The organism is Yersinia sp. 1652 StPb PI (assembly GCF_041538345.1).
GTDB lineage: Bacteria > Pseudomonadota > Gammaproteobacteria > Enterobacterales > Enterobacteriaceae > Yersinia > Yersinia enterocolitica_E.
On the sequence record NZ_JAULSM010000001.1, the window covers coordinates 2,701,646 to 2,724,673 of the forward strand.

A 23,028-nucleotide genomic window follows, 5' to 3' on the forward strand; every position below is an offset into this window, starting at 1 on the left:
GACGGGGATCATAAAAAGGAACATGCATGAGTTTCAGAGGGCTGGTGATAGTGCTGTTTTGGTGGTTTTCAACCGCCCATGCCAATGATTGGACCATTGGCGTGCTGGCATTACGCGGTGATGCTCAGGCGCTAGCACATTGGCAACCGTTGGCCGATCGCCTTAATCAGCACTTGCCTGGGCAGCACTTTCAGTTATTACCCTTGGATTTAAATGCGATGAAAAGTGCGGTGCAGCAGAACCGAGTTAATTTTCTGCTGACCAATCCGGCACAATATGTGCAAATTGATAACCACTATCCTCTGCGTTGGTTGGTCTCTTTGCGTTCCAGTCATGAGCCAGACAGCACCAGCCGCAATGTGATCGGTAGTGTTATTCTGGTACGCGCGGACAGTGATATCCATAATCCCCAAGGGTTGATTGGCAAACGCGTTGGTGCCGTCTCTCCCGATGCCTTTGGCGGTTACTTATTAGGATACAAAGTGCTACGCGATGCGGGGCTGCAACCAGAACGGGATTTTCAATTGCATTTTTCTGGCTTCCCGGTGGATGCGTTAATTTATCTGCTGCGTGATCGCGCTATCTCCGCGGCTATTGTGCCTACCTGCCTGCTGGAAGATATGCAGGCAGAAGGATTAGCGCATACTGCTGACTTTAAGCCGCTATTGGCGAAGAAAACCGCCATTCCATGCCTGAGCAGCAGCGAGTTATACCCGAATTGGTCGTTTGCCGCGTTATCACAGGTACCGGATGAATTAGCCGATAATGTTACGCGGATTTTGCTCAGCCCCGATGGTGACAAAACACCACAATGGGGTGCGCCCTCCTCCACCAGTCAGGTCGAAAGTTTATTACGTTCAATTAATCAACATCCCCAACAGCCGCAATTCTGGCAACAAACTCTTGATTGGGCGCAACAGCATCGGCTGTTGATCGTCGCCATCGCGGTGATTCTGTTATTGCTCGCGGCCAATCATATCTGGGTGGCGTTTCTGGTGCGCCGTCGCAGCCAGCAATTGGAGCAACTTCACCAGCAACTTAGGGCTAGGGAAAGTGCGTTGGAACAAGCTCAGCGCCTGAGTATTCTCGGTGAGATGGCCGCGGGATTTGCTCATGAACTAAATCAGCCGCTCAGCGCTATTCAGCATTACGCCGATGGCTGCGCTATTCGCCTGCAACGGGAACAGGCTGATCACTCATTACTGCCCATTTTGAATCAAATCAGCCATCAGGCCCAACGCGGGGCTGATACCATTGCTAACTTACGGCTGTGGGCAGGAAAACAGCCTGCCACGAACAGCTCTGCCACCTGCCAGCCATTGCCTGCCCTGGTTAATCACCTCTGGCAGTTACTGGCAGCCACCAATCCCGCGCCGTGTTGCACGTTGCACACTGATATCGAAGCATCATTAGCGCTGCATTTACCGCCCACGCTGCTCGATCAGGTCTTGTGTAATCTGATCACTAACAGTTTGCAGGCCGGTGCCCACCAGTTATGGTTCAGTGCTTATCAGCAAGCCGATGTGGCAATATTAATTTTGCAAGATGATGCCGGTGGCCTGACGGCCGAACAGCTCAACCAACCTTTTACCCCATTCCGTTCCACCAAAAGTGATGGCCTCGGTCTCGGTCTGGTCATTTGCCAGCGATTGATCTGTCGCCAGGGCGGAAATCTGGCACTACTTAACCACCTGGCCGCCAATGATAAGATTGGACTACGCGTTACCCTGACACTGCCACTTAACCCAAGCAAGGAGCTTACTCTTGTCACTGATTCATCTACTTGATGACGATATTGCCGTCACCGACGCTTGCCGTTTTTTGCTGGAAAGCCTGGGTTACAAAGTGAAGGTATGGCATGACGGTGAGTGTTTCCTGGCCCAGGCTGATTTATATCAATCTGGTGTATTACTGCTCGATATTCGTATGCCGCTGCTAGATGGTACGCAAGTCTATAACCAGATGCGCCAGCGAGACAGCACGCTGGCCGTCATATTCCTTACCGCCCATGGAGAAGTGCCGCAGGCGGTTGAGCAGATGAAACTGGGGGCGGTTGATTTCTTACAAAAACCAGTCGCGACAGCGCCGCTGATTACCGCCTTACAGCAGGGCTTGCAGCACACAGAGCAGTTGACGGCCCGCCGACAGGTACAACTGCGTTATGCCTCGCTGACGCCACGGGAACAGATGATTGCGCAATGGGTTATGCAGGGTTTGATTAATCGGGATATCGCCGACAAAGCTTGTGTGTCTGTCAGAACCGTAGAAGTGCATCGGGCTAAAGTAATGGAAAAGATGGCGGTTAGCAGTCTGGCTGAGTTAGTCAGCTTACTGAATCAGTTCAAATAGCCAAATTCAATCATGGTTATTTAACCATCAGATAGGTGATTTAATCGGCGGAAACTTCAACCAAAAGGCATAAAAATGGCTTTTTGGTGCGGTCTGTTTTCCTGTAAGCCACTAAAAATGTCACAATAGTCTACCTTAAATGACAGATGAATACGTTGGTATGGATGACCGGCAACTGCCTATTGAGGTTCGTTAAAGAACCACATGTCCGCTATCAAGAGTAAATAGTTAACTGTCCGACTGAATTACAATAACGCAGAGAACAGATATGCAAGTTCCTTCTTTTGAACGCTCACTGCTACACCCTCGTTATTGGCTGACCTGGCTTGGCCTTGGTATCCTCTATCTATTGGTGTTGCTCCCCTACCCGGTTATCTATGTCCTGGGTACCTCCCTTGGCCGCTTTTCTATGCGTTTTCTCAAACGGCGTAAACGGATAACACAGCGTAATCTCGAGTTGTGCTTTCCTGATATGCCACAGGCTGAACGCGATGAACTGCTGGTTAAGAACTTTGAATCGGTGGGGATGGGGTTATTTGAAACGGGCATGGCTTGGTTTTGGCCGAACTGGCGCATGGAGCGCTGGTGTAGCGTTAGTGGTCTAGAGCACATTCAACAAGCGCGAGAGGAAGGCAAAGGGATTTTATTGATCGGCTTGCATTTTCTTACGCTGGAACTGGGTGCCCGCATCTTCGGAATCTACAATCCGGGCATCGGTGTCTATCGCCCGCATGATAATAAAGCCATGGACTGGATGCAGACTTGGGGCCGGATGCGTTCAAATAAAGCCATGTTAGACCGCAAAGATCTGAAAGGAATGATCCGCAGCCTAAAACAAGGCGAAATTATCTGGTATGCGCCGGATCACGATTACGGTCCGCGCAGCAGCGTATTTGTGCCCTTGTTCGCTGTCGATCAAGCGGCAACCACCACTGGGACTTACCTGCTGGTACGTATGGGTAAACCGGCAATTATTCCTTTCACGCCGCGTCGTTTACCTAATGGCAAAGGTTATCAACTGCTGTTGCAACCCGCGGTAGAGAACTTCCCGTTAGATAATGAAGTGGCGGCGGCCGCGTTTATGAATAAAGTGGTCGAAAAAGAGATTGCCCAAGCCACCGACCAATATATGTGGCTACACCGGCGTTTTAAGACCCGGCCAGAAGGCGCGCCTTCATTGTATGAATAGCATGACTTATTCAGAAATAGAATATTGCTAATGGTAATGGTAATGGTAATGAGAATTAGTTTATATCAATTTTTTTGATACACTTCGTCAGATTTATCCGCTAGGCAAATAAGATTTATCTGACGATACTGAGAGTAATTAATCCTAGTTATTATCCGGTTATTTTCTTTTTTAATAAGGATATATATGCTCGCAACACTTAATCTCTGGTTCACTCGATTAACAGACCATCCTAACGGCGGCAAACTACTATTACGCCTAACGTTCGGTGTCTTGATGTTATTTCATGGTGTAGCCAAAATTCAGCATGGCACCAGCTGGATAGCCGCGTCTTTACAGGCGCAAGGCATCCCCAGTTTTGTCGCCTATGGCGTTTACATCGGCGAAATTGTCACCCCGATCCTGATTATTCTTGGTCTGTTTACCCGCCCTGCGGCGTTCGTTTACGCCGTTAACCTGTTGGTTGCAGTATTAATGGTCGGTACGGGGAAATTCTTTACCCTGACCCAAGTCGGTGCCTGGGGTTTGGAAAACGAAGCTATGTATTTCCTCGGTGGTGTCGCTATCATGCTACTGGGTAGTGGCCGTTATTCCGTGACTAAAAATGAAGCTTACCGCTAATCACTGGCGCTAAATAACGAATATCATACTAACCACTGCGCCTTTGGCGGGGTGGTTTTTCCTGTTTTCTCTGCCAGCTGTAACATCATGCTAATGCCACAACTCCTGTGTTATTACCAAATAGAATAAGCATATCCATCCATGTCGAACCACCTTTCCATTTTATAAAAACTAATATTTATCTCATTGATGTCGCTGCACTATGAGCGCATACTTATCAGGCTAAGTATCTGCTTCTCGTGCTTTGCCGCCCCTTCAAACGCCCTGCTGACGAATAAAGAGACGCAAAGCAATCACTTGCTTAATCGGTAATTTATGACCTCGGCGCCACAACCTGTTAACTGGAAAAGAAACCTATTTGTCACCTGGTTAGGCTGTTTTCTAACCGGTGCTGCATTTAGTTTGATCATGCCATTCTTGCCATTGTATGTGGAGGAGTTAGGCGTGAGCGGTCACCAGTCATTGAATATGTGGTCCGGTCTGGTATTCAGTATTACTTTTCTGTTTTCTGCCATTGCCGCCCCCTTCTGGGGGAGCCTCGCTGATCGTAAAGGGCGGAAAATCATGCTATTACGCTCAGCGTTAGGCATGGGGATCGTGATGGTTTTAATGGGTATGGCGCAAAATATCTGGCAGTTTCTGGCATTACGTGCACTGCTGGGACTACTGGGTGGTTTTATTCCAAATGCCAATGCACTAATCGCTACTCAAGTACCGCGCAACAAGAGTGGCTGGGCTTTGGGGACGCTCTCAACCGGTGGGGTGAGCGGTGCATTAATCGGGCCGCTGATCGGCGGGTTGTTAGCGGATAACTATGGCCTGAGACCGGTATTCTTTATTACCGCGGCGGTGTTGTTGCTCTGTTTTGCCCTAACCTGGCTGTATGTCAGGGAGCAGTTTGCACCGGTACTGAAAAAAGACATGCTTAACGGGCGGCAAGTATTTAACTCCCTGAAGAACCCGAAGTTAATCCTGAGCCTGTTTGTCACCACCATGATAATCCAGATTGCTACTGGCTCAATTGCGCCGATCTTGACGCTGTATGTGCGCGAACTGGCTGGTGATATTCATAATTTGGCTTTCGTCAGCGGCATGATTGCGTCAGTCCCAGGGGTTGCTGCATTGATGAGCGCGCCGAGATTAGGAAAACTGGGTGATAGAATCGGCCCGGAACGCATTCTGATTGCCATGCTGGCTCTGTCAGTGCTTATCTTGATCCCGATGGCTTTCGTGCAGACTCCATTGCAATTGGGTATTTTGCGCTTCTTGCTGGGGGCAACGGATGGTGCATTGCTCCCTGCGGTGCAGACGTTACTAATTTATAACTGCACCAATCAAGTGGCTGGCCGGATTTTCAGTTATAACCAATCGTTTCGTGATGTCGGTAATGTCAGCGGCCCGCTACTCGGGGCTGCGGTCTCTGCCAGCTATGGTTTCCGCGCTGTATTCTGTGTAACTGCCTTGGTGGTACTATTTAACGCGATCTATTCTTACTGGTGTTTACAGCGCCAGCCCTTAAAAGCACGGCAACGTGAGGTTCAACAACAGCAAGATAGCTAAAGATTAGAGGGGTAACCCACCCGGCGGGTACCCGCATAAACCATCCTAAATCCCTAAACAAAAGCACGTATATTCCTGCTCTTTTCTGCCCGAATCCTCCTGAGATGCACTGACAAAAGCCCCATCAAACGTTAATCCCTCGCCAAGTTGCTGTTTATTGTGTTTTTATGCGAAAATTTTTTATTCCAGCACTCTCTCATGTCAAAATAGCCATAGCCTATTGATTTAACTTATTGATAAATAATATTAATAATAAGATTAAATAATGAAACTTAGTCTCTATCTTTTGTAGTGAAATGCACTCAAAGTCAGAAAGATAACCCTGATAAATGCGATGTGTATCGACTTTTCATCTAAAAATACGATATAACCCCGATAGGCAGCAAAAAATGACGTTATTATTGCGTTAAATTCTACTGTAACGAGTGTTAACCCTGATAACTGGCCGTAGTGCCAAAGGGGTGAACATTCGATGATGGCTTATTCGCCCGACTTTAACGGCGATTCTATGGGAAGACTTTATGCAAACCTCTGTTAACTCCGAAGGCGGCCGCACGTTCTTTGGCCATCCTTATCCGCTCAGCGGCCTGTTTCTTTCTGAAATGTGGGAGCGTTTCTCGTTCTACGGCATCCGCCCACTGTTAATTCTGTTTATGGCTGCCACTGTATTTGACGGTGGTATGGGCCTGCCTCGTGAGCAAGCCTCCGCTATCGTCGGGATTTTTGCCGGTAGCATGTATCTGGCAGCATTACCCGGCGGCTGGCTGGCTGATAACTGGCTCGGCCAGCAACGTGCAGTCTGGTATGGTTCTATCCTGATTGCACTGGGTCATCTGTCGATTGCGCTATCAGCGTTCTTCGGCAACGACATGTTCTTTATCGGTTTAGTGTTTATCGTACTGGGTACCGGCTTGTTCAAGACCTGTATCTCAGTCATGGTCGGCACCCTATATAAGCCAGGTGATGCCCGCCGCGACGGTGGTTTCTCACTGTTCTATATGGGTATCAATATGGGGTCATTTATCGCGCCGCTACTGTCCGGTTGGTTGCTGCGATCCCACGGCTGGCACTGGGGTTTTGGTATCGGCGGTATTGGTATGCTAGTGGCACTGGTTATCTTCCGTGGTTTTGCTATCCCAGCGATGAAACGCTATGACGCAGAAGTCGGGCTAGACTCAAGCTGGAACAAACCGACAAATCAGCGCCAAGGGGTTGGTAAGTGGGTGACAGGCATCCTGCTGCTGGTAGTGGTACTGATTACCCTTATAGCACAAGGGATTATCCCGATTAATCCGGTCTTGATTGCCAGCTTATTGGTCTATGTTATTGCGGCCTCAGTGACACTCTATTTCGTCTATCTATTTGCCTTTGCCAATATGAGCCGTAAAGATCGTGCTCGCCTGTTGGTGTGCTTTATTCTGTTAGTTTCTGCGGCGTTCTTCTGGTCAGCGTTTGAACAGAAACCGACTTCATTCAACCTGTTTGCTAATGACTATACCAACCGTATGGTTATGGGCTTTGAGATCCCAACAGTCTGGTTCCAATCAATAAATGCGCTGTTTATTATTCTGTTGGCACCGGTATTCAGTTGGGCTTGGCCTGCCCTGGCGAAGAAGAAAATTCAACCCAGCAGTATCACTAAATTTGTCATCGGTATTTTATGCGCGGCGGCCGGTTTCGCTGTGATGATGTATGCCGCTCAGCATGTGCTTAGCAGTGGTGGTGCCGGTGTTTCACCTCTGTGGCTGGTGATGAGTATACTGCTGCTGACACTGGGTGAGTTGTGCCTTAGCCCGATCGGTTTGGCCACCATGACCCTACTGGCACCAGACAGAATGCGCGGCCAGGTGATGGGCTTGTGGTTCTGCGCCAGTTCTCTGGGTAATCTGGCAGCGGGCCTGATTGGCGGACATGTTAAAGCTGACCAGCTTGATATGCTGCCGACACTGTTCGCCCGTTGCTCAATTGCATTGGTTATCTGTGCGGCAGTGTTAATATTGCTTATCGTACCGATTCGTCGGCTGATGAATAATACTCAGGGCCAACAAACCGCCTGATGCATGCACGGCAACCTCTGTTCACACAAACCCGCCCTGGTGGCGGGTTTTGTTCTACAACAGCCATTCCTGTTGCTGTAATACCACACGATAACCATCGCTATCTTCGAACGTTTTGCCACTGACATCCCAATAAGGATTATAAGCAGTGACCTTACGAAAACCTGCCGTCACCATCTGCTGGCACTGAAGACTCCATTGCGCTTCATCCGGTATATAAAATACTAATAAGTTGTCCTGCGTCGGTGCCGCCCCTACCCGGACGCCGCGATGATGCGTAAACTCTAAATGGTAAGTGTGGTGTGGATGTCCGAGAATAATACCGTCAAACCCCTGATGATCGACAAAATGACCCAGTTGACTAAATCCTAAGCCACGACAGTACATCTCGCTGATTAATTTAAGATTATCGGTGGGTCTGGCAACACGCATTATCGCGGTTTTCGGTAACACTGACGGCGGCTTACTTAAGTGGGTATCGGATAATCTCACTGCTTTTGATGGCATCGGCTCTCTCCTGATAACACATTCGAACCTAGAGATTAAACATGAAAATAAGACCTGCGCAACCTTCAGACTACCCGGCCATCTTACAATTGCAGCGACAAAATACCCCAGAAAATTTAAGCCCAGAGCAGCGTAAACAGGGTTTTATTGTGTCACAAATGGATGAAAAGCAACTGGATTCAATTAACCAAGATTTGGGAATTCTGGTTGCCGTTGATGATGGGCAAGTCGCGGGTTTTGTCTGTCTGGCCCACACGGATAAACAACCACGGCCACCGGTGGTTGATGCCATGCTGGAAGCCATAAGCCATCAACAGTATCAAGGCCAGCCATTAGCACAATTGCGGGTATTTCTTTACGGGCCGGTGTGTATCGATAGCCACTGGCGCGGCAAAGGGGTGCTTAAACAGCTGTTTAGCGCCGTTAAAACCCATACCTGTAATCAATTTGATGTAGGGGCCGCGTTTGTTAACAACAATAATCCACACTCATTGGCAGCCCATGTCAAAGGGTTACATATGACACCGATCAGTGAATTCGTTTGTCAGCAACAACACTACCAACTGCTGATTTTTGCTACCAACGAATGATGTTACTCATAAGGGCCGTGACGAGCATCGATTGGCAGCATAAAAGTATCAACTATCATTGACAGCGGAACGTCTATCACCGTGACATACTTCCATGGTCCCTCACGCATATCCCATTGCACGCCAGGATAGTATTGATGCCCATGGCCCTGCCCCGGCACCGTGCGGCTGATAATGCTGCCACAGCCGGACAACAACATAATACCGATCACCAGCATAACAATGCGGGCCATGCTGGTAGGGCAATGGGTCAGTTTAACGATGGGATTCACACAGTTACTCTTCAGGTTTAGCGCGATACACAGCTTATCATAGCGCCATGTAAACAACGGTTAAGACTCAATCTGGCTAATGTAAAACATAGAAGGTGTTAAAGCGTTAGTCCGTATTCACTAATACGCTATCACCGCTCAGACCGAACTATCACTAATAAAAAAACGGGCTATACATAATGTACGCCCGTTGTTACTCAATATTACCGTTACTTCATATCAGCGTTATTTCGCTGCTGGAAACGCCTTTATATTATGCGCGAGTTGGCGATAATACCCGTTCCAAATCTGATACTGCTCCGGCTGCTGCCAGACTTGCTGGTGCAAACGCGAAATCAATACCGGGTCGCTGAGTAATTCCAGACGCTGTAATTTAGCCAATTTATCCGGCCCAGCCTCCAGCGCGAGTGTCAGCCGCTCGGCACGCACCTGCTCGATAATCGCACGGGTATGGTGGCGAGCTGTCGCCATCGCACTGGCCAGCGCGTTATACGATGGGTTCATCACCGCATGCAAGAAACCATTACTAAGCGCCCGCTGATGATTAAGCTTCAGGTACTCTTCCGTCGCCAGCAATTCTCGTGGTGGATTATACTCTTCCGGGATCAAAAATAATTTAGCCCGTTTACTGGCCATCCCCAATGTCCGACGGCTGGAAACCACAGAGACTAGCGGTGACAGAATCAACGAAAATACAATCGGCGATAACCACCACAAGAAGCGCAGATCCAGCCAGGCCACGCCACCGGCCCAAACCAAACCCAGTAACAATTGCGAGCCGTGACGAACCATAGCTTCACTCCACGGCGTGGCATCATCATCACGTTGTGGTGAGTTCCATTGCACTGACCAACCGAGGAAGGCGCTGACCACAAACACGGTATGGAACAGCATGCGCACAGGGGCCAGTAACACGGAGAACAACATTTCAGCCAGCATCGACAGCAATAGACGCAGCGCCCCACCGTACTCTTTCGCCCCTTTTGCCCAGATCAAAATGATGCTGAGTAATTTTGGCAAGAACAGTAATACCAAAGTGGTGGAGAACAAGCCAATTGCCAGCTCGGGCCGCCACTGGGGCCAGACTGGGAACAGTTGACGCGGTTGCAGGAAATACTGCGGTTCCATCAAGGTATGCACCGCTTGCAAAGCAGTACACAGCACCAGGAACATAAACCACAACGGCGCAGACAGATATGACATCACACCAGTGAGGAACACAGCCCGGTGAACCGGATGCATGCCCTTAACCAGGAACAATCTGAAATTCATCAGATTACCGTGGCACCAACGGCGGTCTCGTTTTAGTTCATCAAGCAAATTAGGTGGCAGTTCTTCATAGCTACCCGGCAAATCATAAGCAATCCACACTCCCCAACCGGCACGGCGCATTAATGCCGCTTCCACAAAGTCATGCGACAGAATGGAACCTGCGAACGAACCTTCACCCGGCAATGGTGCCAGTGCACAATGCTCGATAAAAGGCTTAACCCGAATAATGGCATTGTGGCCCCAGTAATGGGATTCGCCTAACTGCCAGTAATGTAAACCAGCCGTAAACAGCGGACCATAGACCCGCGTGGCAAATTGCTGGATACGGGCATACAGCGTGTCCATACCTGAGGCTTTCGGCGCAGATTGGATAATCCCGGCATTTGGATTGGCTTCCATCAACCGCACCAACCCGGTCAAACACTCACCGCTCATCACGCTATCGGCATCCAGAATCACCATATAGCTGTACTGACTACCCCAACGGCGGCAGAAGTCATCGATATTACCGCTTTTGCGTTTAACCCGGCGGCGGCGGCGGCGGTAGAAAATGCGCCCATGCCCATCGACATCACGACACAGCTCCAGCCAGGCTTTCTGTTCTGCCACACAGATATCGGGGTCATAACTGTCACTGAGCACATAAATATCGAAGTGCTCAAGCTGACCCGTGGCGGCGACTGACTCATAAGTGGCACGTAGCCCCGCAAATACCCGCTCCACGTCCTCATTACAAATTGGCATAATCAGCGCAGTCCGGTGAGCTGGATTTAGCGCCTCATCCCCTTTGATAGTAGAGGATATGCTGTATTTATCTTTGCCAATCAGCAATTGCAGGAAGCCCATCAGCGCGGTCCAGAATCCGGCAGAGACCCAACAAAACAGCACGGCAAACAGAATCAGGATGCCGGTTTGTAGCAGGTAAGGCAGCAATTGCATTACCGAAACCTGCCAGTTTTGTTGCCAGATCTCGAAAGGATCGATTAACGCCCACCCCTGGTAGGGCAGAATGGTCTTCATATAACTGGTCGCAATGGTGGTTTGCAACACAATGAGTATCAGCAAAATATAGCGGCGCAGAGAGCCTACGCTACGCCATTTCTTCTCGGCGATGGCCTGCTCATGGGTTTGTGCCCGTGATACCGGGTTGCGACCCAATAATGAATCCCAAAAACGCCCCACCGGATTGGTCCGCCATGCCTGCGGTGCCATACTGGTGCGTTTGATGGGCGGCATCGCATTAATGACCGTGCGCCCTTCGCAATCTGACTCCAGTTGTTTCCCTTGCGCCAAGGCCTCCGGCCACGCCGCACGCAGACGGGCATTGACTGATGCTAACGCACTGTCTTCCTGGCTAAAAACTCCCGCTGGTGGCGCACTGGCCGCCAGTTGCTGATGCAAATGCTGCATCGCTTCAGGGGTGCTATCGAGTAATACATCTTCAGGTAGAGCATCACGCAGCGCCCCTTGCTGCTGAGCAGTCAGGGGCAAGTCCGCAATATAATCCTGTACAGGAGATTGATTTGACTTATTCATCGGCAGGTAGCTGATAGCTCCAGGTTTCAGTCAGGGTTTTATCACCATTAACCAGCGCAGCACGCATTTCTATCGGTTTTTTTGCGTCCTTAACTTTTAGCCGCAATGTTAAACGCCAGCCCTTAGTAACCGGGTTGTAGCGCACACTGTTCTCGATCAATTCACCGTTGTCGTCGATACTGACCTGTGAAGCTAGCGGTGTATTTTCATCAAGTGATTTCAACACTGGACCGACAAAATCAACCAGGAATGCCACACTGCCATCAGGCTGACGAATCAGATTCGACTGTTTCACATCACCGGTTGAACGTAAGGTCTGTTTGACATAGGCCACGTCCGGCGAATGCAATTTCTCTTCATCGCGCGTGAAGTGCAGGCGGTAATTCAGATCAAGTGATGTTTTTGCATCTGGCAACACGTCTGGTGACCAGAAGGCCACGATATTGTCGTTGGTTTCATCCGCCGTTGGAATTTCCACCAGCTCAACTTTACCTTTGCCCCAATCACCACGCGGTTCAACCCAGGCACTCGGACGCAAATCGTAGCGGTCGTCTAAATCTTCATACTGCGAGAATTCACGACCCCGTTGTAGCAAACCAAACCCTTTTGGATTTTCTACCGTATAGGTGCTGACCGACAGGTGTTTTGGATTATTCAGTGGTCGCCAAATCCATTCACCATTACCCGCATGAATAGAAAGACCATTGGAATCATGTAATGCCGGACGATAGTTCAACACTGCTGACGGCTGGCTTGGCCCAAACAGGAACATGCTGGTTAATGGTGCAATACCCAGCTTCTCAACCTTGTCGCGCAGGAAGACTTTGGCCTGTACATCAATAGTGGTGTCGCGCCCCGGATAAATGACGAAACGGTAAGCACCGGTGGCACGAGGTGAGTCCAGCAGAGCATAGATAACCAGATGTTTGTCATTTGGTTTAGGCCGCTCAATCCAGAACTCACGAAAACGTGGGAACTCCTCGCCAGAGGCCAATGCCGTATCAATGGCCAGCCCGCGCGCAGAAAGGCCATAAACCTGACCTTTACCAATCACACGAAAATAGCTGGCACCAAGCATACTTACGATTTCATCTTTCTTATCCGCTTTATTGATCGGATAAAGCACTTTAAAACCAGCAAAACCTAAGTTCTTCACTGACTCGGCATCATGCTTGACCGAACCAAAGTTAAAATAGTCCGGGCTATAATTGATGGGTTTAACACTGGTCGCAGTAACTTCGTTTATCTGCACTGGCGTGTCGAAGTACATGCCCTGATGATAGAACTCTAACTTAAATGGCGTATCCAGTTTGGTCCAATAGGATTTGTCATGGTTAAACTGAATCTGCTGATAGTCGGCAAATTTCATTTCGCGAAATTGCGATGGAAGGTTACTTTTTGGTGCCTCGAAGCTTTTACCCGCCAATGTCTGTGCCTGTTTAGCCACATCATCTAACGAGAAAGCCATTGCCTGAGAAGTGAATAATGACAGCAAGAGAGTTACCCCCAGCCATCTGACGCTGTTCGCGCGTGACCCTTTAGACATTCTATTAACGTTTGAAAAAATATTAACTCGCACATCTCCCCCTGTTCGGGTGCTTAAATCATCACAGCCAAATTATTGACGGTTTATCCCACATACCGCACAGATAAATTCAGGTTAGCGTAAATGCCTGAGTTATGCTGACGGTTGATTGTTTAAACCCGTGGCTAAGCCACAAGACTATCTTGCCCAGCTAAAATACGCTATGGAAAATTATTAGCCCTTATAGTAGTGTTTCTCGCCTTACTGATCCATTGAATAACGTATATTGTTATCAATAAACGTTTACTATAAAAACAACTCCGTGGGTAAAACCGGCGCGTTATTCTAATTCCGATAACAAATAGTGAATAAGTATGAAAAAAAATACTAACCAACGGGAGTACTTTCTAGACGCTATCCGCGCCTATTTGATGTTACTCGGCATTCCTTTTCATCTTTCTCTTATATACTCCAACCATCATTGGGCAGTGAATAGTACGCATCCTTCACATCTATTTACCTTACTAAACGATTTCATTCACGCCTTTCGCATGCAGGTATTCTTTGTTATTTCCGGCTATTTTTCGTTCATGTTATATCAACGCTATGAGCGCCAGCGCTGGCTTAAGGTCCGCCTGGAGCGGGTGGTTATTCCGTTACTCACCGCCATCCCACTAATAACATTGCCACAATTTTACCTCCTTAAAAATTACACCACCAAATTACAAGATTGGAATTCATTTACAATTTATCAAAAAATAAATATTGCTATTTGGGAAATGGTTTCACACTTATGGTTTTTGTTAACCCTCGCATTGCTGACGACAATCTGTTTTTATCTGTTCAAAAAAATCAAGAATAACCAACAGTCAGTTCCAGTGTTGATAAAGGAAATGAATAATATAGGAAAAATCTCACTATCATTGTTTGGCTTTGTATTAATCTACGCGGTCATTCGTAGAATAATATTTCTTCTTAACCCGGAAATACTCTTTAATAGTGTCTTCAATTTCTTTGTTATGGAGACTTTGTTTTATCTACCGTTCTTTCTATTGGGTGCTTACAGCTTTATCTATCCGCCACTCAAACGGGTATTTCTTACCTTTTCACCTGGTGCATTTTTGGCCTCTGTGTTGTTATTCATCGCCTATTCGATAAACCAACATATTAATACTGCTGAGTTTTTTGCCTTTGAGCTGGATCTTATCATCAAGGCATTGATGGGCGTGACCATGACCAATGTGGTCTACTCTATTGGGTACCGGTTATTAAACTACCCCTCACCACGTATCACCTATCTGGTTAATGCCTCACTTTTCATCTACCTGGTGCATCATCCGCTAACCTTGATTTATGGTGCCTTTATTACGCCGCAAATTGACAATAATGGCCTTGGCTTTGTAGTGGGCATGGCCTTTGTTTGCCTGATTTCATTCATGTTATATGAGATTCATCGCCGTATTCCATTGCTGAAATTCTTATTTTCTGGCAAGCCGCAGCAGCAAACGGTGTAATCAAATTATTATTCAAACGAATAATGTTATTGCTAAGCGATATGAATATCGGCATACCGCTTAAGCGATAAAACGGCTACACTGTGAAACCATCATGTAGATGGCGGGATGGCTAATGCCTCACTGCTTGCTCTGCTTTCAGAGCAACTATCCTGTTGATTCCTTATCAGGATTTGTTTCACTTGCAGTGACAACAAAAAGAGGAATTGTGATGAAAAAGCAAGAATCTACTGAGAATAATCCCAAGTCTGATGCTGTTGCAGTCACCGAGTTCGCTACCCTGTTTGCCTTGGTTAGCCGCCTTAGCGGAGCGCTGGACAGCGCAATCACCGGAAAAGATCGCAGCGTATTAGTTAACGAACTGTCACAGCTTTCTGTCGATAATCTTCCTGAACAGGAAAAAGCACCGACAGCAGAAGCACTGAGAAGAGCGCTGGTAACACTCAAACGCGACTAGTTCTACTATCCAACGCTCACCCTTGATTCCCCGCTGGGCAATTAAAGGTGAGCGACCCCTCTTTTATCCTCATAATTTTAATCATTATATAGACTTAACATCTTTGACATTTCAGCAAAGCTGCAAATGACTCCATTCCAAAGAACTGACAAAATCAGTGGTTCAAGTGAGTAAGTGCCACAACGCTATGAACTAAAAAAATGCTGATTTAACACATTGAATTAGGTCATCTCTTCGCATTAGATGAGATAAATCTGTGTATAATAATTTTTTATAACTTTGGCCTGTTATTCATTTATTTTCGCCTTAAATCAGGAGAACTCCCACCTTGGACGCCATCGCAATTAATAGCCTCTTTTTGATCGGCGCAGTGCTGGTGGGAGCCAGTATTTTACTGAGTTCACTCTCTTCCCGGCTGGGTATTCCGATTCTGGTTATCTTTCTGGCCATCGGTATGCTGGCAGGCGGTGACGGTATTGGCGGGATTGCTTTCGATAACTACCCAGTGGCGTATCTGGTCAGTAACCTGGCGTTGGCGGTTATCCTGCTAGATGGCGGGATGCGCACTCGAGCTTCATCATTCCGTGTTGCTCTGTGGCCTGCGCTCTCTTTAGCAACCGTCGGTGTGGTGATTACTGCTGGCCTGACGGGCCTGGCTGCGGCCTGGCTGTTCGATTTAGATATTATTCAAGGGCTGCTCATTGGTGCGATTATTGGCTCGACCGATGCCGCTGCGGTATTCTCACTGCTTGGGGGTAAAGGTCTCAACGAGCGCGTCAGTGCCACTTTAGAGATCGAATCAGGCAGCAATGATCCCATGGCGGTGTTTTTAACCGTTACCTTGATTGCCATGATCTCCGCAGGTGAAACCAGCCTCAGTTGGATGTTCCTGGTGCACTTAATCCAACAGTTTGGTCTGGGAATTATCATCGGGTTAGGCGGTGGCGGTTTACTGCTGCTCTTTATAAACCGAATAGAGCTAGCGAATGGTTTATATCCCCTGCTGGCAGTCAGTGGTGGGATTCTGGTTTTCTCATTGGCAACGGCCATGAACGGCAGTGGTATTCTGGCAGTATATCTCTGCGGGCTATTACTGGGTAACCGCCCTATCCGCAACCGCTCCGGTATATTACAAACTTTCGATGGGCTGGCATGGCTGAGTCAAATCGGGATGTTCCTGGTATTGGGGCTGTTGCTTAATCCAAGTGACCTATTGCCGATAGCGATCCCAGCGCTGCTCCTCTCATTGTGGATGATTTTGTTCGCCCGACCACTGTCGGTGTTCATTGGTTTACTGCCGTTCCCAAGCTTTAATCTGCGTGAACGGATCTTTATTTCCTGGGTGGGTTTACGCGGTGCAGTGCCGGTTATTCTAGCCGTATTCCCGATGATGGCCGGTATTCCCAACGCGAATTTATTTTTCAATGTGGCCTTTTTTGTCGTGCTGGTATCACTGCTGCTACAGGGCACCAGCCTGTCATTTGCCGCACGTAAAACTAAATTGGTGGTGCCTCCAGCACTAGCACCGGTCTCGCGCATTGGGTTAGATATTGATATGAATAACCAATGGGAACAGTTCATTTACCAGTTGAGTTGTGACAAGTGGTGTATCGGTGCTGCGCTGCGCGATTTGAAAATGCCTAAAGGGACACGTATTGCGGCGCTGTTTCGTGGTAAAGACTTATTGCACCCCACCGGCAGCACCCGTCTGAAAGAAGGTGACATCTTGTGTGTTATCGGTCAGGAACACGACCTGCCAGCATTGGGAAAACTGTTTAGTCAGTCACCCAATATCCAACTGGATGAACGCTTCTTTGGTGACTTTATTCTTGATGCCGATGCCAAGCTCCACGATATCTCTCAGATTTATGGCCTTAATCTGGAACCCGGAATCGATAAACAGCAAACATTGGGCCAATTCGTCCTCTATTTATTTGGTGGAGAGCCGGTTATTGGCGATCAGATTGAGTGGGATGGCTTGACCTGGACGATTGCCGAAATGGAATCGGATCGGGTAAGTCGGGTCGGGGTGAAAATCGTTACCGATAAAGCCTGATGTTATGATGAATAAGTGATAGGGATACCGTACAGGGGAACGCAATGAAATTGTCTATTTATGACCATCTGACAGTATCAATTTTATGAACCTACCTCCTGCTGATTGGGATAACCAGCGTACATTTCTGGCCATTATGCGTGAAGGCAGTTTATCTGCCGCCGCACGGAGTCTGAATGTTTCGCAACCGACAGCCCGCCGGCATATTGAGTCGCTGGAACAATGTCTTGGGCAAAAATTGTTTAACCGCACGTCCACTGGATTAATCCCAACGGAAACAGCGCGGGCACTGTTACCCCATGCCTTGGAAATGGCCACCGCTGCCGACGCTTTTGTACGAGCCGCCTGCGCCGATATTGGGTCAGCTAAAGATACCGTGCGCATTGCCACCAGTGAATTACTTGGCGTTGAAATCCTGCCGCAACGCTTAGAACCTCTGCGCTTACACTATCCTGAGCTGGTGCTGGAATTAAGTCTGGGTAGCAAGATAGAGGGGTTAACCTGCCAGGAAGCCGATATTGCAGTAAGAACCTTACGCCCCAAAGCGTTGCCAGTTATTGCGCAACGGGCGGGTTATTGCGAAGTTGGGCTGTTTGCTACTGAAGATTACATTGAGCGCCATGGTATGCCGCAGAGTCTCGGAGCATTAGCGTTTCACGCGTTAATCGGCCCGGATCGTAACACCCATGATGTCCAGGTTCTGCGTGAGCAGGGAGTCGATTTTGAACCGCACCAATACCGCCTACGTACTGATAGCCATTTGGCACAGTTGGCGGCAATACGCAGCGGTTTGGGCATTGGTGCCTGCCATGAACCCATAGCTCGTCAATCTGGGTTAGTGCGGGTGTTAGCACAAGAATTCTCGTATCCACTGGAGTTTTGGCTGGTGATGCATGAAGATCTACGCAATACCCAGCGAGTCCGCGTGGTATTCGATCATTTACTCAATACACTGCGCCAATATCTGGCTGAATAAGCGCTAAGTGCAACAGGGCCTATGCGACCCTGTTGATTAATTAAGACAATTTAAAGTGGATAACGCAATATAGCGCTCAACTGCTTACCGGCTAAATCGCTTTCCCGCACCGCCAAAACTCGTGCTCCGGTTGCCAATGCACGTCTGGCAATCTCATCGATAACCCCATATGTCAGAGCATCATCTTCTGACGCAAAAGTAATAATACCCTGATCATTGATAGTCCCTGGGACTTGGCTTTCAATATCAACCAGTAATAAATCAATAGCACCGAACGTTGCCGCCCGTGCGGCATCCGACAAATCATGAGTGACTCGACGTTCTCCTGCGCGCTGTTCAAATAACGGCTTCAGCCCCTCTATTTGCGCCCGATAGAAATTGTCCAATACCGGGCGCGCTAATGTGGCAAGTTCCGAAATATTAAGATGTTCTGCATTGGTAGATAACGTTTCATCCACCAGATTTGATAATGAATTTGTCGCCCGATAAATTGACGTCAAAGGTTCAGTACTGACTAAAATAAGCGGGTAGTTATGACGGGCAAATAATGGCCGCAGGGCATTATCTATTTGCCGGGTATATTGTGCGAGCCTTACTTTTTCATGTACGCCATCATACTTACGTGCATTTAATGAAGCTTTACCTACTGCATTTAACACATTGTCAGGTAGGTTGGGAACAGAAACGATAGCGGGTGGTGCATCGGCAAAAAACTCAATCAAACGCACTTCATTTTCTGATAATGCCAGAATATAAGCGGAGTGTGGAAATGTCAGTGCGCGTAATAGCGGTTTGAGGTGGAAACGCTCACTGATCTCTACTTGGTCTTGCAGTTTATTAGCCAAACGGTAGGTTCGCAAAGTATCAGGTGTCGCAAGTATTGCGAGGCTGTAAGCATGCAGATCCCAGAATGACTCATCCTCTAATACGGAATATAACTCTTCTTCCAATAAAGCCAGACGCCGTTTATCAAAGTTTACCGCCTCAAGCTGTTGTAATGCCTCTTTTATTAAGTTCCCCAACTGGATTTTACTGCCAGCTAACTGTTGATGTAACGGTGATGTTTCAAGATAGATGGAAACGCAGGCATCGGAGCGTACATCAGAAAGACTAAGAAATTCTTCACGACTTGGAATGTCAACATGTAGCATAGGTCACCTTCAAGAAATAATGGACACGATACTTATATCTTTATCAAGCGCATGTTTATTATAGCCAACCAATGCCACTTTGCTTTCTATCGACATCGAAAAAATCGTTGCACGCTAAAATTGTTAAAAGACATTTAACTGCTGGTATTAGCCCTAATATCTCAAATTCAATTAAGGCTAATACATCCCCCACATTAATAACTCTGAACTATTTATTCTTTACTCGTTATTCTGTTTTATTCTGTTTTATTCGATTAACCAAAATGATCCCCGCACAAACCAACACCAGTGCAAGGGCATTCTTCCATTCTAAAATGCTTTCATTGAGGAAAATGGCGGACAGAACCGCACCTGAAACCGGGATGAGAAAATTGAACGGTGCAACCATCCCTACCCGATTATATTTGAGTAGCAAGCTCCAGAGTGCAAAAGCGGCCGATGACAACAGCACCAGGTAGGCCAATAACAATAAAGCCCGCCAGCCAATGTCACTCAAATGGCCACCAAAGAGATAACCGCCAAGCGTCAACACCAACCCTCCGATGGCAAGCTGGTAACCTGTCATCACCGTGGTATCCATGGTTTGTGAAATACGTTTGCCGTAAATACTGGCGGCAGAAAGGATGAAAGCAGCCAGTACCACACTTCCCTCACCTAACAGTGAAAAATTAAAATCCATCAAATCGGCACCAAAATTCACCACCATCACGCCAGCAAAACCCAGTGCGCAGCCAATGATTTTATTAAATGATAATCGATCATTTTTATAAATATAATGCGCCAACAAGACACTGAAAAATGTCCCCGTTGCATTCATGATGGAGCCTTTCACCCCGGTAGTATATGCCAGTCCAATATAGAAAAAGACATACTGTAACGTGGTCTGTGTTAGCCCTAAAATGGCAATCTGCCTATATTGGCCCTTGTTAAGTCGGCCAATAGCTTTACCACTGGCTACAGCAAAAATGAGTAGCACTAACCCGGCCAATAAAAAGCGATAACCCGCAAACACCATCTTGCTCGGAATGTCATCTGGGGCGATATGAAACAGTGCATAACCATTTTTAATCGCAGGGTAGGCACTGCCCCAAAGAAGGCAACAGAAGGTTGCCACAAGGAAAACAAATTTTTTATTGGTAAAAAGCGCAGGACTGCGGTCCACGTGAACATCCTTTTCAATCAAAAAATGAAATGATGTTTCGTTATAACTATTTCCTGTTGAAAAGTCCCGTCTGATGTCACTTTTCTCTTAAAAATATCCATCAACTCTCCGAGTACCGCACCTATAGTACGTGGCCATCAAAAATAGATTGTCTGTCTTTTTGCTATTTGTAGAATAATTGAACGAAGATGCTGACATTCATTAGTTATTCATGGCGTTGTCTACCTCGTTCAATGTTTGCACTAACGGACAGAGATCGTGTACGATGCTGGTTTAATTAAATAACTTTGGTTTTCATCATGTTAAAACTATTTAACGTAAACTTTAACAGTATGCCTGAAAGAAAGTTAGACGAGATCTTCACACTTAGAAAAATAACATTTAAAGATCGCTTAGATTGGAAAGTAACCTGTACTGATGGCAGAGAAAGCGACCAATATGATGATGAGAATACAAACTATATATTAGGAATAATAGAGGACACTATTGTTTGCAGTGTCAGATTTATTGAAATGAAATATCCGACAATGGTGGCAGGGCCATTCGCACCTTATTTTTCCGACATTGACCTTCCGGTCGATGGTTTTATAGAATCCAGCCGTTTCTTTGTTGAAAAAAAACTAGCAAGAGATATGGTAGGCCATAATAGTGCACTCAGCGTATTACTTTTTTTAGCAATGGTTAATTATGCCAGAAGCCGCAATTATAAAGGTATACTGACTGTTGTCAGCCGAGGGATGTATGTATTACTGAAGCGTTCCGGCTGGAATATTACAGTTTTAAACCAAGGTGAGTCAGAGAAAAATGAGGTTATTTATCTTTTACATCTGGGTGTCGACATTGATAGCCAACAACAATTAATAAAGAAGATACGCAGAACGCATCACGTTGAACCTCATATACTTGAAACCTGGCCATTAGCGGTGCCAGATATAGTTAAATAGGTTTAATTAACTTTAACTCTATGCCAAGTCTTATCGCATGCTTGGCATTTAAAACACCAAGTTTTCTAACAACATTACCAATATGAAACTTAACTGTACTTCTTTTTATTCCCAATATTATGGAAATTTCCGAGTATGTTTTGCCGACACTAGCCCAATATAAAATTTCGTTCTCTCTAGGAGAGAAGATTTCTCTTTCGTCACCAATACCATTCAACTTGTTGTTTTTACTGTTATTTTTGTGATAGAGACCCAACATTTTATCATGAGTCAAAATGAGCAGCATTTGAATTTTCTCTTTATTGGTCTCAATGCTCTCATCAAAAGAAATGCTATCATCACTTCCATTAGAAATATTCAGCGTTGCCATATTATGATTATTATCATGAAGAACAAATGTATAACCATTGATAATATTATATTCTCTGGCAAGGTTAAACACAGCTGAGTCGGTTGACTTTATATTAATCACCGAATTATCGTCCCAAGCAAAGGGAGCAACTTTGTCTTTTGCCGTCAGAATAACAGGATCGATAAGGTGGTAGTTATTTTTTTTATATGTTTGTATCCAATCCATTGGGTAGTTTGAAATAATAGTCGGGTGTAAGGGTGTTTTCTTATTCATTACCAAATAGGAATAACGCAGATCACCATAAGTTTTTATTCTTCTTTGAATATAGTTCTTTATATCTTCATTAATACTTTCATTATCAAAATAATCAATTATCATAACAGACCAAGTTTACTATATATGTTGAGCAACGATACAATTTTATGACATTGTTTTCAATAGAAATCAGTGTATAAAATAGACTTACAGAGTTTCCTCACAGACGCCCGGCTAACATTATATGAACAAACAACCTAGACTAAAGGATAGTTTTCCAAACTAGACTTAAGGCTAGCTATTATTATAGCCCTATGTTTATTAGACTGTTTTTGCTTTAAATAATTAGTTTTAGATATTATAAAACTAATATATTAGCGCACAGACGCTAAGAAAGTTAGTCAAAAAAGAATATATTTTCGCCAACACCAGGGGACTTTTAGTCCCACAAGACCTGTTCTGCCTAGCCATCTGGATGCATTTACATTCAGATGGCCATAATATCGCCCGCCCCCTTCTCATCGTTTAAAAATCATACAAATAATCAATGTGTGCAGTAAATCCATGCTCCTTGCGATTAATAAATGATTCCTGACACATATAAACATTAACCTTATTTATATAATTTTGATAAACTTGACTTAAGTCATATCACTAACCCAAATTAATTGTATGATTAATAA

At 46.4% G+C, this 23,028-nt stretch carries 19 protein-coding genes; 12 read left to right on the forward strand and 7 right to left on the reverse strand.

From position 1 onward, the window contains the following. The first annotated feature begins 26 nt into the window (after window positions 1–26). From ttrS to Q2T71_RS12515, 6 genes are all read left to right on the forward strand, one after another. Window positions 27–1,787, forward strand: coding sequence for a tetrathionate respiration histidine kinase TtrS (ttrS, locus tag Q2T71_RS12490; protein WP_372559288.1), 1,761 nt, complete (start codon window positions 27–29; stop codon window positions 1,785–1,787). Further along, on the forward strand, window positions 1,765–2,349 hold the full coding sequence (ttrR, locus tag Q2T71_RS12495) for a tetrathionate respiration response regulator TtrR (protein ID WP_372559289.1): 585 nt from the start codon (window positions 1,765–1,767) through the stop codon (window positions 2,347–2,349). Before ttrS ends, ttrR begins: the two co-directional genes overlap by 23 nt. A gap of 268 nt (window positions 2,350–2,617) precedes the next feature. Next, entirely contained in the window at window positions 2,618–3,538 is a 921-nt protein-coding gene (locus Q2T71_RS12500; protein WP_372559290.1) for a Kdo(2)-lipid IV(A) acyltransferase, read from the forward strand. Window positions 3,539–3,724: 186 nt separating this feature from the next. Further along, entirely contained in the window at window positions 3,725–4,159 is a 435-nt protein-coding gene (locus tag Q2T71_RS12505) for a DoxX family protein (protein WP_083158503.1), read from the forward strand. A 315-nt stretch (window positions 4,160–4,474) separates the two neighbouring features. Then, the gene (gene mdtG / locus Q2T71_RS12510) at window positions 4,475–5,719 is read left to right on the forward strand and encodes a multidrug efflux MFS transporter MdtG (protein ID WP_083158502.1); all 1,245 of its coding nucleotides are present in this window, start codon (window positions 4,475–4,477) and stop codon (window positions 5,717–5,719) included. Window positions 5,720–6,240: 521 nt separating this feature from the next. Further along, the gene (locus tag Q2T71_RS12515; RefSeq protein WP_372559291.1) at window positions 6,241–7,776 is read left to right on the forward strand and encodes a peptide MFS transporter; all 1,536 of its coding nucleotides are present in this window, start codon (window positions 6,241–6,243) and stop codon (window positions 7,774–7,776) included. 54 nt (window positions 7,777–7,830) lie between these two features. On the opposite strand, the gene Q2T71_RS12520 is transcribed toward Q2T71_RS12515, so the two are convergent. Continuing rightward, window positions 7,831–8,208, reverse strand: coding sequence for a VOC family protein (locus tag Q2T71_RS12520; RefSeq protein ID WP_372559916.1), 378 nt, complete (start codon window positions 8,206–8,208; stop codon window positions 7,831–7,833). 116 nt (window positions 8,209–8,324) lie between these two features. Between Q2T71_RS12520 and Q2T71_RS12525 the strand changes: the two genes are divergently transcribed. Continuing rightward, window positions 8,325–8,873, forward strand: a complete 549-nt coding sequence (locus Q2T71_RS12525) for an N-acetyltransferase family protein (RefSeq protein WP_372559292.1) — start codon at window positions 8,325–8,327, stop codon at window positions 8,871–8,873. Between the two features lie 2 nt (window positions 8,874–8,875). Here Q2T71_RS12525 and Q2T71_RS12530 read toward each other — a convergent pair whose 3' ends face one another. The 3 genes from Q2T71_RS12530 to Q2T71_RS12540 all read right to left on the reverse strand — a co-directional run bounded on the left by Q2T71_RS12530 (window position 8,876) and on the right by Q2T71_RS12540 (window position 13,499). Next, window positions 8,876–9,106: a YceK/YidQ family lipoprotein gene (locus Q2T71_RS12530; RefSeq protein WP_083163564.1), complete on the reverse strand. Its 231-nt coding sequence runs from the start codon at window positions 9,104–9,106 to the stop codon at window positions 8,876–8,878. A 264-nt stretch (window positions 9,107–9,370) separates the two neighbouring features. Continuing rightward, window positions 9,371–11,953 (reverse strand): glucans biosynthesis glucosyltransferase MdoH, encoded by a 2,583-nt coding sequence (gene mdoH / locus Q2T71_RS12535; RefSeq protein WP_372559293.1) that lies wholly within the window; start codon window positions 11,951–11,953, stop codon window positions 9,371–9,373. Beyond that, window positions 11,946–13,499 (reverse strand): glucan biosynthesis protein G, encoded by a 1,554-nt coding sequence (locus tag Q2T71_RS12540; protein WP_083158497.1) that lies wholly within the window; start codon window positions 13,497–13,499, stop codon window positions 11,946–11,948. The genes mdoH and Q2T71_RS12540 overlap by 8 nt, the downstream gene beginning before the upstream one ends. A gap of 353 nt (window positions 13,500–13,852) precedes the next feature. Here Q2T71_RS12540 and mdoC point away from each other — a divergent pair, with 353 nt between their 5' ends. The 4 genes from mdoC to Q2T71_RS12560 all read left to right on the forward strand — a co-directional run bounded on the left by mdoC (window position 13,853) and on the right by Q2T71_RS12560 (window position 18,481). Further along, window positions 13,853–14,992, forward strand: coding sequence for a glucans biosynthesis protein MdoC (gene mdoC / locus Q2T71_RS12545; protein WP_372559294.1), 1,140 nt, complete (start codon window positions 13,853–13,855; stop codon window positions 14,990–14,992). A gap of 211 nt (window positions 14,993–15,203) precedes the next feature. Further along, entirely contained in the window at window positions 15,204–15,449 is a 246-nt protein-coding gene (locus Q2T71_RS12550; RefSeq protein ID WP_193784638.1) for a hypothetical protein, read from the forward strand. 328 nt (window positions 15,450–15,777) lie between these two features. After that, window positions 15,778–17,505: a potassium/proton antiporter gene (locus Q2T71_RS12555; protein ID WP_083158494.1), complete on the forward strand. Its 1,728-nt coding sequence runs from the start codon at window positions 15,778–15,780 to the stop codon at window positions 17,503–17,505. Window positions 17,506–17,590: 85 nt separating this feature from the next. Further along, a complete protein-coding gene (locus Q2T71_RS12560) occupies window positions 17,591–18,481 on the forward strand; it encodes a LysR family transcriptional regulator (RefSeq protein WP_372559295.1) in 891 nt (296 codons plus the stop codon). A 50-nt stretch (window positions 18,482–18,531) separates the two neighbouring features. Here Q2T71_RS12560 and Q2T71_RS12565 read toward each other — a convergent pair whose 3' ends face one another. Together Q2T71_RS12565 and Q2T71_RS12570 are read right to left on the reverse strand one after the other, a co-directional pair. Next, entirely contained in the window at window positions 18,532–19,632 is a 1,101-nt protein-coding gene (locus Q2T71_RS12565; protein WP_372559296.1) for a hypothetical protein, read from the reverse strand. A 226-nt stretch (window positions 19,633–19,858) separates the two neighbouring features. After that, window positions 19,859–20,794 (reverse strand): DMT family transporter, encoded by a 936-nt coding sequence (locus tag Q2T71_RS12570; RefSeq protein ID WP_372559297.1) that lies wholly within the window; start codon window positions 20,792–20,794, stop codon window positions 19,859–19,861. 299 nt (window positions 20,795–21,093) lie between these two features. On the opposite strand from Q2T71_RS12570, the gene Q2T71_RS12575 reads away from it, so the two are divergent. After that, window positions 21,094–21,738 (forward strand): acyl-homoserine-lactone synthase, encoded by a 645-nt coding sequence (locus tag Q2T71_RS12575; RefSeq protein WP_372559298.1) that lies wholly within the window; start codon window positions 21,094–21,096, stop codon window positions 21,736–21,738. On the opposite strand, the gene Q2T71_RS12580 is transcribed toward Q2T71_RS12575, so the two are convergent. Next, window positions 21,731–22,468, reverse strand: coding sequence for an autoinducer binding domain-containing protein (locus Q2T71_RS12580; RefSeq protein WP_372559299.1), 738 nt, complete (start codon window positions 22,466–22,468; stop codon window positions 21,731–21,733). The genes Q2T71_RS12575 and Q2T71_RS12580 overlap by 8 nt on opposite strands. Between the last annotated feature and the right edge of the window lie 560 nt (window positions 22,469–23,028).

What these genes read in the sequence shown, in the direction of transcription:
- Q2T71_RS12500 (WP_372559290.1), top strand. Translation starts at nt 2,618, where the DNA reads ATGCAAGTTCCTTCTTTTGAACGCTCACTGCTACACCCTCGTTATTGG.
- ttrS (WP_372559288.1), top strand. Translation starts at nt 27, where the DNA reads ATGAGTTTCAGAGGGCTGGTGATAGTGCTGTTTTGGTGGTTTTCAACC.
- mdtG (WP_083158502.1), top strand. Translation starts at nt 4,475, where the DNA reads ATGACCTCGGCGCCACAACCTGTTAACTGGAAAAGAAACCTATTTGTC.
- Q2T71_RS12580 (WP_372559299.1), bottom strand. Translation starts at nt 22,468, where the DNA reads ATGATAATTGATTATTTTGATAATGAAAGTATTAATGAAGATATAAAG.
- Q2T71_RS12550 (WP_193784638.1), top strand. Translation starts at nt 15,204, where the DNA reads ATGAAAAAGCAAGAATCTACTGAGAATAATCCCAAGTCTGATGCTGTT.
- Q2T71_RS12560 (WP_372559295.1), top strand. Translation starts at nt 17,591, where the DNA reads ATGAACCTACCTCCTGCTGATTGGGATAACCAGCGTACATTTCTGGCC.
- mdoC (WP_372559294.1), top strand. Translation starts at nt 13,853, where the DNA reads ATGAAAAAAAATACTAACCAACGGGAGTACTTTCTAGACGCTATCCGC.
- Q2T71_RS12515 (WP_372559291.1), top strand. Translation starts at nt 6,241, where the DNA reads ATGCAAACCTCTGTTAACTCCGAAGGCGGCCGCACGTTCTTTGGCCAT.
- Q2T71_RS12525 (WP_372559292.1), top strand. Translation starts at nt 8,325, where the DNA reads ATGAAAATAAGACCTGCGCAACCTTCAGACTACCCGGCCATCTTACAA.
- Q2T71_RS12540 (WP_083158497.1), bottom strand. Translation starts at nt 13,499, where the DNA reads ATGTCTAAAGGGTCACGCGCGAACAGCGTCAGATGGCTGGGGGTAACT.
- Q2T71_RS12565 (WP_372559296.1), bottom strand. Translation starts at nt 19,632, where the DNA reads ATGCTACATGTTGACATTCCAAGTCGTGAAGAATTTCTTAGTCTTTCT.
- Q2T71_RS12505 (WP_083158503.1), top strand. Translation starts at nt 3,725, where the DNA reads ATGCTCGCAACACTTAATCTCTGGTTCACTCGATTAACAGACCATCCT.
- Q2T71_RS12520 (WP_372559916.1), bottom strand. Translation starts at nt 8,208, where the DNA reads ATGCGTGTTGCCAGACCCACCGATAATCTTAAATTAATCAGCGAGATG.
- Q2T71_RS12575 (WP_372559298.1), top strand. Translation starts at nt 21,094, where the DNA reads ATGTTAAAACTATTTAACGTAAACTTTAACAGTATGCCTGAAAGAAAG.
- Q2T71_RS12530 (WP_083163564.1), bottom strand. Translation starts at nt 9,106, where the DNA reads ATGGCCCGCATTGTTATGCTGGTGATCGGTATTATGTTGTTGTCCGGC.
- mdoH (WP_372559293.1), bottom strand. Translation starts at nt 11,953, where the DNA reads ATGAATAAGTCAAATCAATCTCCTGTACAGGATTATATTGCGGACTTG.